The sequence below is a fragment of the Sulfuricurvum sp. genome, assembly GCF_036279695.1.
In the GTDB taxonomy this organism is placed as follows: Bacteria; Campylobacterota; Campylobacteria; order Campylobacterales; family Sulfurimonadaceae; genus Sulfuricurvum.
In genome coordinates, this window is the sequence record NZ_DASUIQ010000075.1 from 1 (window position 1) to 12,523 (window position 12,523).

Annotated in this window: 16 protein-coding genes; 4 read left to right on the top strand and 12 right to left on the bottom strand. The window is 47.0% G+C overall.

Annotated features, from left to right (window positions below):
• Window positions 1-73 precede the first annotated feature (73 nt).
• From rpmE to VFW36_RS07750, 3 genes are all read right to left on the bottom strand, one after another.
• Window positions 74-277, bottom strand: a complete 204-nt coding sequence (rpmE, locus tag VFW36_RS07740) for a 50S ribosomal protein L31 (RefSeq protein WP_329658238.1) — start codon at window positions 275-277, stop codon at window positions 74-76.
• A gap of 103 nt (window positions 278-380) precedes the next feature.
• The gene (locus tag VFW36_RS07745) at window positions 381-1,049 is read right to left on the bottom strand and encodes an RsmE family RNA methyltransferase (protein ID WP_329658239.1); all 669 of its coding nucleotides are present in this window, start codon (window positions 1,047-1,049) and stop codon (window positions 381-383) included.
• On the bottom strand, window positions 1,046-1,462 hold the full coding sequence (locus VFW36_RS07750) for a hypothetical protein (RefSeq protein ID WP_329658240.1): 417 nt from the start codon (window positions 1,460-1,462) through the stop codon (window positions 1,046-1,048). Before VFW36_RS07750 ends, VFW36_RS07745 begins: the two co-directional genes overlap by 4 nt.
• 101 nt (window positions 1,463-1,563) lie before the next feature.
• Between VFW36_RS07750 and glp the strand changes: the two genes are divergently transcribed.
• The gene (glp, locus tag VFW36_RS07755) at window positions 1,564-2,781 is read left to right on the top strand and encodes a gephyrin-like molybdotransferase Glp (protein ID WP_329658241.1); all 1,218 of its coding nucleotides are present in this window, start codon (window positions 1,564-1,566) and stop codon (window positions 2,779-2,781) included.
• Here the strand turns inward: glp and VFW36_RS07760 are convergent.
• The 9 genes from VFW36_RS07760 to mnmG all read right to left on the bottom strand — a co-directional run bounded on the left by VFW36_RS07760 (window position 2,778) and on the right by mnmG (window position 11,059).
• Window positions 2,778-3,359 (bottom strand): 6-carboxytetrahydropterin synthase, encoded by a 582-nt coding sequence (locus tag VFW36_RS07760; RefSeq protein ID WP_329658242.1) that lies wholly within the window; start codon window positions 3,357-3,359, stop codon window positions 2,778-2,780. The two genes, glp and VFW36_RS07760, sit on opposite strands and share 4 nt — an antisense overlap.
• Window positions 3,360-3,362: 3 nt before the next feature.
• A complete protein-coding gene (locus tag VFW36_RS07765) occupies window positions 3,363-4,121 on the bottom strand; it encodes a 7-carboxy-7-deazaguanine synthase QueE (RefSeq protein ID WP_329658243.1) in 759 nt (252 codons plus the stop codon).
• A 2-nt stretch (window positions 4,122-4,123) separates the two neighbouring features.
• Window positions 4,124-5,089: a GTP 3',8-cyclase MoaA gene (moaA, locus tag VFW36_RS07770; RefSeq protein WP_329658244.1), complete on the bottom strand. Its 966-nt coding sequence runs from the start codon at window positions 5,087-5,089 to the stop codon at window positions 4,124-4,126.
• Window positions 5,090-5,193: 104 nt separating this feature from the next.
• On the bottom strand, window positions 5,194-5,589 hold the full coding sequence (locus VFW36_RS07775) for a hypothetical protein (protein ID WP_329658245.1): 396 nt from the start codon (window positions 5,587-5,589) through the stop codon (window positions 5,194-5,196).
• Between the two features lie 10 nt (window positions 5,590-5,599).
• On the bottom strand, window positions 5,600-6,478 hold the full coding sequence (locus tag VFW36_RS07780; RefSeq protein ID WP_329658246.1) for a c-type cytochrome: 879 nt from the start codon (window positions 6,476-6,478) through the stop codon (window positions 5,600-5,602).
• Window positions 6,478-7,728, bottom strand: a complete 1,251-nt coding sequence (locus VFW36_RS07785) for a cytochrome bc complex cytochrome b subunit (protein WP_329658247.1) — start codon at window positions 7,726-7,728, stop codon at window positions 6,478-6,480. The genes VFW36_RS07780 and VFW36_RS07785 overlap by 1 nt, the downstream gene beginning before the upstream one ends.
• Window positions 7,729-7,739: 11 nt before the next feature.
• Window positions 7,740-8,240, bottom strand: coding sequence for a ubiquinol-cytochrome c reductase iron-sulfur subunit (gene petA, locus VFW36_RS07790; RefSeq protein WP_329658248.1), 501 nt, complete (start codon window positions 8,238-8,240; stop codon window positions 7,740-7,742).
• Window positions 8,241-8,300: 60 nt separating this feature from the next.
• Entirely contained in the window at window positions 8,301-9,170 is an 870-nt protein-coding gene (locus VFW36_RS07795) for a hypothetical protein (protein WP_329658249.1), read from the bottom strand.
• A gap of 14 nt (window positions 9,171-9,184) precedes the next feature.
• Window positions 9,185-11,059: a tRNA uridine-5-carboxymethylaminomethyl(34) synthesis enzyme MnmG gene (gene mnmG, locus VFW36_RS07800; protein WP_329658250.1), complete on the bottom strand. Its 1,875-nt coding sequence runs from the start codon at window positions 11,057-11,059 to the stop codon at window positions 9,185-9,187.
• A 121-nt stretch (window positions 11,060-11,180) separates the two neighbouring features.
• Between mnmG and VFW36_RS07805 the strand changes: the two genes are divergently transcribed.
• The 3 genes from VFW36_RS07805 to VFW36_RS07815 all read left to right on the top strand — a co-directional run.
• Window positions 11,181-11,378 (top strand): hypothetical protein, encoded by a 198-nt coding sequence (locus VFW36_RS07805; RefSeq protein ID WP_329658251.1) that lies wholly within the window; start codon window positions 11,181-11,183, stop codon window positions 11,376-11,378.
• A gap of 45 nt (window positions 11,379-11,423) precedes the next feature.
• Complete coding sequence (locus VFW36_RS07810) at window positions 11,424-12,107, top strand: tetratricopeptide repeat protein (RefSeq protein WP_329658252.1); 684 nt, start codon at window positions 11,424-11,426, stop codon at window positions 12,105-12,107.
• 12 nt (window positions 12,108-12,119) lie between these two features.
• The coding region (locus tag VFW36_RS07815) for a riboflavin synthase (protein ID WP_329658253.1) at window positions 12,120-12,523 on the top strand (404 nt) is incomplete at its 3' end.

Genomic DNA, 12,523 nt, shown 5'->3' on the forward strand with positions numbered 1-12,523 from the left:
TGCACGTGAGCTTCCCGCTGAGGGAAACTTAGCGTTAGCGTAGCCAAAGGGATGCATTCCTTTGGCGTACAAATTATGAGTTAAGTGCGTAACGTTTTTTGAATTTATCGATACGACCTGCTGTGTCTACTTGACGTTCAGAACCGGTATAAAACGGGTGACATGCGCTGCAGATATCAACACGGATAGTCTCTTTTGTGCTGGTTGTTGTGAATGAGTTACCGCATGCGCAGCTTGCTGTACATTCAACAACGTTCGGGTGAAGATCTTTTTTCATAGGTTTGCCTTGTGATCGACGGCGTTGTACGTCGGTCTGTATAGTTTTATATCCGTACGGGGGCGGATAATTGGAGGCGAATTATAACGAAAAAATTCTTTTTTTACAATAACCGCGATGCTATCGCTACCGCCGCCGTTTCAGAACGCAATATCATAGGAGAAGAAAAGAGGCGAACACGATAATCACTGAATAATTTACGCTCCCCCTCATCAAATCCCCCCTCACAACCGATCACGACCGTATCGACCGATTCATCGTTCTCAAGCGCTGTTCCGCCGAAATCAAAAATCACCGATTGGGGATTGTTTTTTAAAAAGGTGCTGAGATTCGGAGCCTCGGAGAGTTCAATCAACGACGTACGGCCGCATTGCATGATGGAGCTCTCCATGATCCTGTTAAACCGCTCAAAATCGAGGCGAAAATTTTGCTGAGAACGGCGGCAATGGATAAAGGTGATTTTCGCCACCCCAAGTTCGGTGAGCATCGGGAGGGTTTTCTCAATCGTTTTCGGATCCACCAAACACCATCCGATATGGAGGTTTTTCGGACTCTCGCAAAGCGAAGCGTGATGGCTTTGAAGGGTGAAATAGGCAACGCGACCGTCAGTCCGTTCCAATCGGTAGCGATACTCTTCGCTCAGACGCTCGCGAGAGCGAAATGCGATCAAATCCCCCGCTTTATGGCGCCGTACTTTGATGAGATATTTATAATCATCGCCGCTGACACTTAGCTCATTTGCACCGACATCGCCGTGAAGAAGAAATTTCATCCTTGCACCAACATCCAGAGTGTGATTGCGAGCAACAGCGCCATCTCTATCCCTAAGAAACGAAACGCTTTTTTCTTATAGTCCGAAAATGCCCCCTCTTGGGTAATATCGGTTCTGCGTTTGAGGGTTTTGTACCGCTTGGCTTCGAGAATAATCATCACGATGGCGATCACGATCATAGCGATATTGGAGAAGGTGAAGTGCAAGTGTTTAGCCGCCATCATCACGGCACCCGTAAAAAGGATCAATGCGATGAAGGAACTCGAAATCGGCATCACAACCCGCATCCGTTTGCTGTAGCGAACAACATGATGAGAGAGGGATAACATGACGATGTTGAACACCACCACTCCCATCAAGACAATAACTCCGAAATAGTGGATATTCAATCCGGTTTTATACATAGCTTCCATAAAGGGGATTTTACCTTAAATTGCCTATAATGACTCCCTAAATGATTCCTCGAAATGCGAATAGTTAATGCATACCGAGAGAACACACGCAAGGAGACGGTATGGCAATCAACGTAGAAGAGGCACTCAGCGCGATTTATACCTTTGCAACCCCCACGCAAAGCGAAATCGTACCGATAGAAAACGGTATTCATCGTGTCCTCTGTGAAAGTGTTACCGCCATCCATTCTCTCCCCTCATTTGACAACTCCGCGATGGACGGCTATGCCGTGCGGGTTGAGGATGCGGGTAAAACGCTGAAACAATCGTGTGTCATCTTTGCCGGAGACGGTGCCGAGATACGTATGGTCGAGGATCAGTGTATCCGCATCATGACAGGAGCCAAAATCCCGCAGGGGTGTGAGGCCATTGTCCCCATCGAAGAGGTGAGTGTCAACGGTGATTCAGTCACCCTTCCCGCCTCCATCCGAGCCTCTGCCCATATCCGCCTCAAAGGGGAAGATATTCAATCGGGGATGGAGTTATTAAAGGTGGGGACAATGCTTCACGCCCATCATATTTCACTCCTCGCTTCGCAGGGGATTACCCATATCAAAGTGTATCGCCGCCCGCGAGTCGCCCTATTCTCCTCGGGGAATGAGCTCAAAATGCATTATGAAGAGTTGGGATCAAATCAGCTCTATAACACCAATACCCCGACCTTTGCCGCACGCGCAAAAGAGCTTGGGTGCGAGGTGATCTTTACCGGCACGGCAGTGGATACGCTGGGATCGATCCAAGAGTATATCCGCAGTGCTCTGAGTGCCGATCTTATCATCACCTCCGGCGGGGTGAGTGTCGGGGATGCCGATTTCACCAAAGAGGCGTTTGGCTCCCTCGGGTTCGAAGCGGCTTTTGAATCGGTCGACATCAAACCGGGCAAACCGACGACATTCGGTCGAATCGGAGAGACCCTGATCCTCAATCTCCCCGGAAACCCTCTTGCGGCGGCATTGTGTTTTGAGCTGTTCGGTCAAAGTGCCATCCTCTCGCTTAGCGGTCGAAGCGATAAATATCTCTCTGCGATCACAACCCAAATAAGCGAACCGTTTAAAATGAAAAAAGGGAGACGTTCTCTGATTCCGGGGTGGTTTGACGGTGAGACGTTCACGCCGAGCGAGAAATTCGGTCCGGGGATGGTGTTACCCCTTTCGTTAGCCAATGCTTACATGATGGTGGATGCTTCCGTGGAGGGGTTTGAGAAAGGCTCAAGCGTGAAGATTATCCCGACACGCTGGTGTATGAGTGCAGAGAGTGAAACTTCTCTGATTACCTACTAAATCGTTTTCGGATTGGTAAACATCTCGCCCGAGAGGATTTTCTCCCACAATCGTGGCTCACTCCACCCCTCTTTTACTTCGTCGCTAAAATCGATCGATTCGAGAACAATCGTCCCCATCAGCTCCGAATAGGCATCTTCCTCAAACGCTTGTGCGTATCCCGTTTCGGTCTCATGGACGATGATACTGTGAAGCTTCACCCCCTGCTCACCGTTCACCATTTGAGTCGCTCCAAGAAGCCGATCGATCATCAAAAACAGCACTCGACTGAACTGCTCGCATGAGGGGGAGACGGGGAGGATAACCCAGCGGTTAGAATGCTCTTTCATCGACGCGATATACTCTGCATTATCGCCATCCCAAATCGCTATAGTATGATCGAAACTGTCGATCAGATCTTTCATCCCCTGTTTCATCAGACCGAAATCGTATACCATCTGTCCGTGATCGAGATATTTGGATTCAAAGAGGACTTCGACTTTGTACGAGTGCCCGTGGATCGATGCGCGGCACCGTTGAGTGGAACAGCCACGAACGATATGGGCGTTTTCAAATTTAAAAAGTTTTCGGATAATCATCAGCTACACTCCATGGTTTTGATCCCAAATGCGGATATGTAAACGGTCACTGTAAATAAATCCCCGACGCTTGCACAGCTCTATCACCGCTTCGCAGTTCGCCTCGATATGGGCTTTATCACCCCCCAATGGCATACAATAGACAGGTGTAAACGGATGAGGGGCTATGATCGCATCGATCTCCGCTTCCATGTGGCTCCCCAGTGAAGGTTCATCAACACTGAATTTAAAAAAGCTCTCACGGGCATTTCCTATAATCTCACCGTACACCTCCGGCTTCACCCGACGATTCTCAGGCTCACCGCTGTTGGAGAGTTTCACCGAGAGGGCATAGGTCGCCTCGCGATAAAAAGGAAATCGAACAAAATCGGGAGCAATCGTCGCATTGGTCTCAAAAGTCACCCGATGCCCCTGAGAAATCAGATGCTCGATAAATTCGACAAAAATCGGCTCGTTGGCATAGATAAGAGGCTCACCGCCCGTCAATACGACATCCACATGAGGCGGTAAGCGATAGCCGTTCATGATCCAAATGAGGCTTTGCAGCTCTTCGATCTCCATCCACAAATCGCCAAACCCTTTGCGATCGACCGCATACACGGTATCGCACCCTATAATTTCATGCCCATCGGGGGTAATCTCGGTGCATCCGAACCCTTCGCATTTGAGATTGCACCCGCCGAAACGGAAAAAAAGTGAGGGTGTACCGACGTATTTCCCCTCCCCCTGAACGGAGTAAAAATGTTCAACCAAATAGAGCATCTTCACCCTCCCGTTTCGTAAAATGCGCGGTTGGATTGCTCGGTATCACCCTCGCTCCAGCGATTCTTTTCAGGCTTGGTACGAATAACCTCTTTGAGTACCAACGCCGCCTCTTTGATGTCACCGCGACGTACGGCGTCACGAATCGACATCGCCTCATCAAAATAGAGGCACGGAATCAAATTCCCCTCTGCGGTGAGACGGATGCGATTGCATTTGGTACAAAAATCGTCTTTGTGCGGTTCAATGATCCCGAACTCATATCCATCCGAAAGCTTGTAATAATGCGACGGAGAATGTCCGTCAAACCCCTCGTCTTCATAGGTGTAGCGGCTTCCGATGATACTCAATAACTCAGGGCTTTGCATCCCTTTGATGTCTACCTCGGCGTGGACGTTTTCCATATATTCGATAAATCGGATCGTCATACCTCGCGCTTTGCAGTACTCCAGTACATCGAGCACTTCCGCATCGTTTACCCCTTTCATGGGGACCATGTTCACTTTGACTTTGAGTCCGACACGCAGCGCCTCTTCAATCCCCGCAAGCACTTGTTTCAAAACATCTTTTTTGGCTATCGCTTCCGCCACTTCGGGTTTCAATGAATCGATGGAGACATTAAGGCGGCGTAGCCCCGCATCGTAGAGTTTTTGCGCGGAACCGCTCAGCAAAAAGGCATTGGTCGTCATCGCCAAATCAATGTCATTTTTATACTCATAGATCATTCGGATAAACGTATCGAGGTTTTCGCGAAGCAGCGGTTCACCGCCCGTAATACGGATTTTTTTAATCCCTTCGTCAATGGAGACTTTGATGAATTCAAACAGCTCTTCAAAGCTGAGAAGATTCTCTTTGGGTACCCATGAGAACGGTTTTTCCGGCATACAGTACTGACATCGAAAGTTGCATCGTTCCGTCACCGAAACCCGCAAATAATCAACCGTACGCCCATAACTATCTATTAACACAATGGTCCTTGCAAGAGGAAAGTGTTCGGATGGTATCTAAAAGTTGTTTTGAGTTTTATTTATTGAGAGAGTTAGGAGGAGAAACCCCGTAAAGGGGTAACTTTTTACCAGCCGCGAACGACTGCGTGACACGCCGTACATGCGTTCACGATTTCAGAGTATGATTGATGCGCTTTTGAATATTGTTTTTTATCCAATGCTTTAATCAAATCGTTTGAGGCGCTGTCAATACGTTTTGCCGCATTGAAAGCAATATTTCCCATGTGTTGCTTATCTTTTGGAAGATATTTTTTTGTGTCTTCCATGTTGTGGAAAAGAGCATCCGCTTTTTTAATATCGGCAACACCGCTTTTAATCAAATCCGGTGTGTTGTACAAAAATCCTTTTTGTACATTGCTCAAACCGCTTTCCATTTGGCTCATATTTTTAACCAATGTATCATCCGCCATTGCACCGACACTAAGGAGTGCCGACAATGCTAAAATTTTTACCATTTTCATCCATTACTCCTTAGTGAACTTCTGACCAGATTTTGCGTTTCCACAAATAGGCCAAGATAGCAAAAACAAACGTATAGAGAAGTACCCATACACCCAAAGATTCGCGTTCTGCTTTTTTAGAATCACCAACCTCTTCCATATAAGCGATAACCTCTTCTTGCGCTTTTTCGGTCAAACCGACACGTGGCATAGAAGTATTTTTCAGCAATACTTGTGGATCATTAATAAAGCTGTGAAGGTAGTGTTCACCACGGCTTTTGATGTGTTGTGATAAATCCGGAGGCGTAACACCCATATAGTTTTTAAGGCTATCTGCCGGAGTTGTCGACGTGATACCCGCGTATTTCATATTATGACAACGTCCACACGCCGCTTCAAAGGTCGCTTTATGTGCTTCTTTGCCTTCAGTCACTTTTGGTGCGATTGATTGCAAATACGCTACAACATCCATGATCTCTTGCGGAGTCATCCAGTTGTATGACGGCATAGGGAACGCTTTTCCGCTTTCCGGAGTATATTTGTGTTGCAAGTGCATAGCACTGGCAGGGTCAAAAATAAAGTTCGCCAAATAGTTTTTATCGTAAATGCGTCCTGATTGACTCAAATCCGGCGGAACAACACCATAAGATGCCGCTGCATCCGCATTTGGCATAATCGCAGGATGACCCGCTTTTTCGATCGCGTGACACGCGATACAGTTAGCTTCAACCAATACCTTACCGTTTCCGACGTTACCGGCAAGTTTAGTATCTACATTTTTAAGGTCTTTAAACGAGAAGTCAGCCGGAGCAACTTCTGGGTGCATTACGCTATGAGCATACGGCTCGATTCCGTAATAGGTGATGCCGATAAGAGCGACAAGAACGGCTAAGATTTTAAACTCTTTCATTATTTACCCTCCACTTTTTTCGCTTCTGCTTTAGTGATGAACGGCAATGCAATAAATAAGACAAGGAACGTCAACGACGCACCAAAACCTACCCATGCATTTGGTCCGGTCGGAGGTAATTTACCGAATTCAGTCAATACCATCAAGTCAGCGATCATCAACCAGAACCAATATTTGAAATACGGACGTTGGTTAGCCGGTTTTACCATCGGAGAGCGATCCAACCACGGCAATACCAAGAAAATAGCATTCGCAAAACCAAACGCCATCAAACCAAGGTCTTTACCCGATACGCCTGCGATTTCAAAGAACCATCCGCGCAATACTTCATAGCTCCACAAGAAATACCACTCAGGATAAATGTGTGCCGGAGTTTTGAGGCCGTCTGCTTTATCAAAGTTGATCGGATCCATTGCAAAACCGTAATGGAAGAAAACCAAGTAAAAGAAGAACAACATGAAGAAACCGAGAACAAAGAAATCTTTTGACAAGAATACCGGCCAGAAAGGGACAACTTTAGACTCTTTTTTGTTTCCTGCAAGGTATTTTTCCGCTTCTTCTTCGAAATCGAAGAACTCACCCTCTTCGTTGTTTACGTGTGGAAAACGTAATGCGTAAAAGTGGAATACAATCGCACCCAAAATCGCCAACGGAATCAACAATACGTGAAGCATAAAGAAACGGGTCAAAGTTGCATCGGCTACATAGAAGTTACCGCGAATCCAAACAACCAATTCATCACCGATTACCGGAATACCGCCAAAAATCTCCGTAATAACGTACGCCGCCCAGTATGACATTTGTCCCCATGGAAGCATATATCCGCTGAACCCTTCTGCTGAGAAGAGCATGAACAACAACATCCCTGAGATCCAGATCATCTCACGTCCCTTTTTATAAGAGCCGTAATAGATACCGGTAAACATGTGAACGTAGATTACCAAGAAAACAACCGAAGCACCTACAGCGTGGATATGACGGAACAACCAACCGTATGCAACTTCTTGCATAATCGTGTAGTTAACACTGTCAAATGCCATATTAGCATCCGGTTTGTAGTACATTAAAAGGAAAATCCCTGAAACGACCAAGAACGTGAACAATACGGTCAATAAAACACCCATCGCCCACAAAAAGTTGATATTTTTCGGAATCCAATACTCGGTCATCATCACTTTTGCAAAGTTAACAACACCTAAACGTTGGTCAAACCACTCAAGCATCGAGTCTGCTTTTTTAAATTCTGCCATCTAGCCCTCCCTTACGCTTTCGCCGTCATTTTTTTGTATTCCGGACCTTCATCACCCAAAACGAGTGTTACGCCGTCAAGTTTGAACGGAGGAATATCGAGCGGTCTCGGTGGAGGTCCGAATGTTTGTTTACCATCAGCTGAGTATTCACCGCCGTGACAAGCACATTTGAACAGTTTTTTATCCCCTTCGTATCCCGGAATACATCCAAGATGGGTACAAAGACCGATCATAACAGAAAAATAGCTGTCACCGATTTTGACATTACGTCCATCAGTCGGTTTCATATCCGCGCTGTATTTAAGGATAAACACCGGTTTACCGCGCCATACAACAACTTCTAATTTATTAGCTTCTAAGCCTGATACGTCTACCGTTGTAAAACCGGCCGACATAACGCTCGGAAGCGGATCCCATGTCTTCTTCATCGCGATGAGCGAGGCAATTCCCCCGACAGCGGCGACGGCACCAAAAGCTTTACCAATAAAGCCTCTTCTGCTTTCATCCATCATAGTCATCTCACTTAATTTGGAAATTTAACTCCCTATCATAAGTTAAAAAGGTTTAAGTTTCTATAAATTGAAAGTTTTTCTTATGAATTCGATTACTTTGGTGTTACCTTTTTCTATTTTGTGATAATTATTTGATTGGGCAGTTTTAACCCCTTGCATAAGCTGTTCTCGGTCATATCCCTCTACAATCGGGATCGAAAGTTTCTCAAATAACGGGATAAAATCTCTCACATAATCGGGACGCTGGAGATAGACAGGTTTCCCACCTCCGGCTAAGTTTTGGAGTACCGCTTGAGGTGAAGAACTGATCAATAATTCACTTTTTCGAATAATATCATCGTATTCTTCAGTTTCATGGATAGCGCTAAAACTCTCTTTTAGAGCATTTTCATAGCCGAGAAAATGGTAAAAACCCATCAATAATTCGGCATTAAGTGGTTTAAAGATGGCTTGATTTTTCTCTAAATCTTTTTCGTAATCATCATCACCGAAAAAGAGCGCCAACGGGATCGTTTTAGGATGTGACTCGAAATAGCGCTCATTTATAACGGTCGCGTTACAAATCCCCTCCCCCTCCAAATACGGAGATATTAGTAACTCTTTATCATGTTTGGTATCTTTGGGATCGTCGCTGATACGGATAAACGAAGGAAAAAACTGGATCATATCTTTCAAGAGGGTCGGATTAGCTTCGGAAGAGTCAAAAATCATCCTGTCGCCGTGCTCGGCGATTTGAGGGATATTTCGTACAACGTCTACCCCAACGGCACGTTTAATACCGAACTCTTTGGCTTCGGCAGCGATTCGGAAATCTGAACATAACAAAGTGATATCGATCTCTTTTTGAAGTTCATTGACGATAGCAACAGCACGGTGGAAACGATCCAATCCAATGCGGTGTCCCGTATGGACGTAATAAAAGTAGCGCATAATAATAGTATCCTTTAGTTTTTGCGTTGTGCCATTTTGATGTATATATGTAAAATATCCAACGCTGCTGGTGTCATACCCGAAATTTGCGATGCCGCCTGCAAGGTCGGAGGATTAAAGGTGTTAAGTTTGCTCACGATCTCGTTGGAAAGCCCTGATACGGATGCAAAATCAAAATTCTCAGGGATCGCGATATGGAGCATTTTGGACATCCGCTCGATGTCGTCACTTTGTTTTTCAACATAACGGGCGTATTTCGCCTCGATCAAAATTTGCTCTTGGATATAAGGATCAAGCTCTGCGAAACTCGGGATCAACTTCACCAATTTATCCAGCTCAAAACTTTTGCGAGACACGAGCTGAGTAGCAGTGAGTTTATCGGTGATATGTTCCTCATCGATGGAAGCCAAAAATGCCAAGAACTCTTTGTTCGGGGTATAAATCGTCTCTTCGAGCAATTTTAGCCCCTCAGCGATTTGAGTCCGTTTCGTCTCGATACGTGCCATCTGCTCATCGTCTATCAGCCCTAACGCATGACCGTAACGTCCCAAACGTAAATCTGCCGTCTCCTCGCGAAGAAGCAGTCGGTACTCGGCGCGGGAGGTGAACATACGGTATGGTTCTTTCGTCCCTTTGGTCACCAAGTCATCGATCAACACCCCGATGTACGCTTCATCACGGCGCAAGATGAGAGGCTCTTTCCCCTGTAGCGACAATGCGGCATTGATCCCCGCCATCATCCCCTGCGCCGCCGCTTCTTCGTACCCCGTCGTTCCGTTTATCTGTCCGGCACAATAGAGATTTTTGACTTTTTTGGTCTCCAGTGTGTGTTTCAGTTCGGTCGGATCGACATAATCGTACTCGATCGCATAGCCGTAGCGGACAATTTTTGCATTCTCCATCCCGTGAACCGAGTGGATCATGGCACGTTGCACATCGGGTGGGAGCGACGTGGACATACCGTTGATGTAGCACTCGGTATTCTCCGCACTTTGAGGCTCGATAAAGAGATGGTGACGCTCTTTGTCACGGAAACGGTTGATCTTGTCCTCGATACTCGGGCAATAGCGCGGTCCGACCCCCTCGATCTGTCCCGTAAACAACGGTGCACGGTGGAAGTTCCCCTCGATAAGGCTGTGGGTCTCTTCATTTGTGTAAGCGATATAGCAAGGGAGCTGTTTTTTCGTCCGTGCGAATTCCTCGCGGTCGGTACGGAAACTAAACGGGTTCGGCAATTCATCACCGTCTTGAATCTCCATAACGCTAAAATCGATCGAAGAGCTGTCGATGCGGGGGCACGTCCCCGTTTTAAGCCGTCCGACATTGAGCCCCGCATCGCGGAGTGAATCGGTAAGCCCTTTGGCGGGAAATTCTCCGAAACGTCCCGATTCTTGAGTAATCTCCCCGATATGCACCACGCCGTTTAGAAATGTCCCCGTCGTCAAAATCACTTTTTTAGCTCGATAGACGTTGAGCAAATGGGTACGGACACCGACCACAGCCCCCTCTTCTATGATGAGGGCATTGACCGTCTCTTGGATCAATGACATATTAGGGGTGGTAAGGATTGTGTTGCGGGCGATGATACGGTAGCGATCCATATCGATCTGCGCGCGGCTTCCGCGAACAGCGGGACCTTTGGTAATATTGAGGATACGAAACTGGATTCCCGCCTCATCGGTGAGCAATCCCATCTCTCCGCCGAGGGCATCGAGTTCCCGTACCAAATGCCCTTTGGCAAGTCCGCCCACCGCAGGGTTACAGCTCGTCGCCCCCACCTGTTCGGCTAAAATAGAGACCATCAGGGTGTTTTGACCCATCCGTGCCGAGGCGAGTGCGGCTTCGATTCCGGCGTGTCCTCCGCCGACGACAATTACATCATATTCCATAGTGTTTGCTTCTTTATAACATTCTTTAAACGCAATTATAGCCTCTCATGTTGAAACCTATAAAAATACAAAGGAAAAATGCTCTACAATTAAGCAAAACTTTTGATGACGAGTGATTGCCATGAACAACGACAAAACCCTAACATTGGAAGAGATGCTGAAAAACTACAACCCCGAGCCCCTCGAATATGATCCTGAGATCGACGGAGGGGATGAGTTTTTGATCCGAGAACAACTCCTCAAGAAAAAAGAGGAACTCAAAGACGTTGTAACCAAACTTAAAGAAAAACAGCGCGAAGCGAGAAAAGTGCGCCGTTAAGTACGCCTCGCTATAATCACCCAAAAACTAACCGAGGTACCTTGAATGCTCCAAAACGCATTTGATGCTTTTAACAGCAAGCGCTACGAAGAGGCGCTTGAACTTTTTGAAACACTCGCCCTTCAAAACCACCCTATTGCCCTCTCTTCATTGGGATATATGCACCAAAAAGGGCTGGGGGTTGAGAGCTCATTGGAGCGATCATTCCACCTCTATACCCAAGCCGCCGAATTGAACGAACCGACGGCGATTTATAATCTCGCCCTCATGTATGCCGATGGGGTTGTCGTCCCTCACGACCAATTCAAAGCCTATGAGTTCCTCCTCCGTGCCGCGATCCTCGAATTTCCGCAGGCACAGTTTGAGACGGCTCTCGCATTGGAGCGGGGTCTTGGATGTGTACAAAACTTCTCCGAAGCGGCATTTTGGTACGAAGAAGCGGCAAAACGGGGAAATGCCAACGCGTTTAACAATCTCGGTGTCCTCTACAAAGAGGGGCACGGCGTTCCTCAAGACTACCCAAGAGCTTTTATCTGTTTTTCCCGTGCCGCCAATATGAACCTTGCGGAGGGACAATTTAACCTCGGGCTGATGTACGATCAGGGGCTCGGATGTGAGATGAACAACGACACGGCGCTGGAGTGGTGCCGAAAAGCAGCCTATAACGGTCACGAAAAAGCAAAAAGCATTATCAGATCACTGCAAGAAGAGGGTAAAATTGTATTTTAACAAAGGGGCACTATGTTTACAGGACTGATTCGGGAGATGGCACAGGTAAAGAGCTTCGGAGGGAACCGTTTATCCCTCAAAGCCACGCACAAGCCAAAGCTCGGTGACTCTATCGCGATCAACGGAACCTGCCTCTCGGTCGTGAGCATCGAGAGTGACGGATTCAGCGTCGAACTCTCTCCTGAAACCCTCAAACATATCGCGACCGAAAAACTCTCAGGGATGGTACACATCGAACCTGCCATGATGATGGGAGATCGCTTCGAGGGGCACATCGTCCAAGGGCATATCGATACCATCGGTGTGATCCGCTCCATCACCGACAACGGCAACAGCTACGACGTGATCGTCGATGTGGATAGTGAATTTATCCCTCTCATCCCACCCAAAGGTTCTATCACGATTGATGGGATCAG

What these genes read in the sequence shown, in the direction of transcription:
- rpmE (WP_329658238.1), bottom strand. Translation starts at nt 277, where the DNA reads ATGAAAAAAGATCTTCACCCGAACGTTGTTGAATGTACAGCAAGCTGC.
- VFW36_RS07745 (WP_329658239.1), bottom strand. Translation starts at nt 1,049, where the DNA reads ATGAAATTTCTTCTTCACGGCGATGTCGGTGCAAATGAGCTAAGTGTC.
- VFW36_RS07750 (WP_329658240.1), bottom strand. Translation starts at nt 1,462, where the DNA reads ATGGAAGCTATGTATAAAACCGGATTGAATATCCACTATTTCGGAGTT.
- glp (WP_329658241.1), top strand. Translation starts at nt 1,564, where the DNA reads ATGGCAATCAACGTAGAAGAGGCACTCAGCGCGATTTATACCTTTGCA.
- VFW36_RS07760 (WP_329658242.1), bottom strand. Translation starts at nt 3,359, where the DNA reads ATGATTATCCGAAAACTTTTTAAATTTGAAAACGCCCATATCGTTCGT.
- VFW36_RS07765 (WP_329658243.1), bottom strand. Translation starts at nt 4,121, where the DNA reads ATGCTCTATTTGGTTGAACATTTTTACTCCGTTCAGGGGGAGGGGAAA.
- VFW36_RS07775 (WP_329658245.1), bottom strand. Translation starts at nt 5,589, where the DNA reads ATGAAAATGGTAAAAATTTTAGCATTGTCGGCACTCCTTAGTGTCGGT.
- VFW36_RS07780 (WP_329658246.1), bottom strand. Translation starts at nt 6,478, where the DNA reads ATGAAAGAGTTTAAAATCTTAGCCGTTCTTGTCGCTCTTATCGGCATC.
- VFW36_RS07785 (WP_329658247.1), bottom strand. Translation starts at nt 7,728, where the DNA reads ATGGCAGAATTTAAAAAAGCAGACTCGATGCTTGAGTGGTTTGACCAA.
- petA (WP_329658248.1), bottom strand. Translation starts at nt 8,240, where the DNA reads ATGATGGATGAAAGCAGAAGAGGCTTTATTGGTAAAGCTTTTGGTGCC.
- VFW36_RS07795 (WP_329658249.1), bottom strand. Translation starts at nt 9,170, where the DNA reads ATGCGCTACTTTTATTACGTCCATACGGGACACCGCATTGGATTGGAT.
- mnmG (WP_329658250.1), bottom strand. Translation starts at nt 11,059, where the DNA reads ATGGAATATGATGTAATTGTCGTCGGCGGAGGACACGCCGGAATCGAA.
- VFW36_RS07805 (WP_329658251.1), top strand. Translation starts at nt 11,181, where the DNA reads ATGAACAACGACAAAACCCTAACATTGGAAGAGATGCTGAAAAACTAC.
- VFW36_RS07810 (WP_329658252.1), top strand. Translation starts at nt 11,424, where the DNA reads ATGCTCCAAAACGCATTTGATGCTTTTAACAGCAAGCGCTACGAAGAG.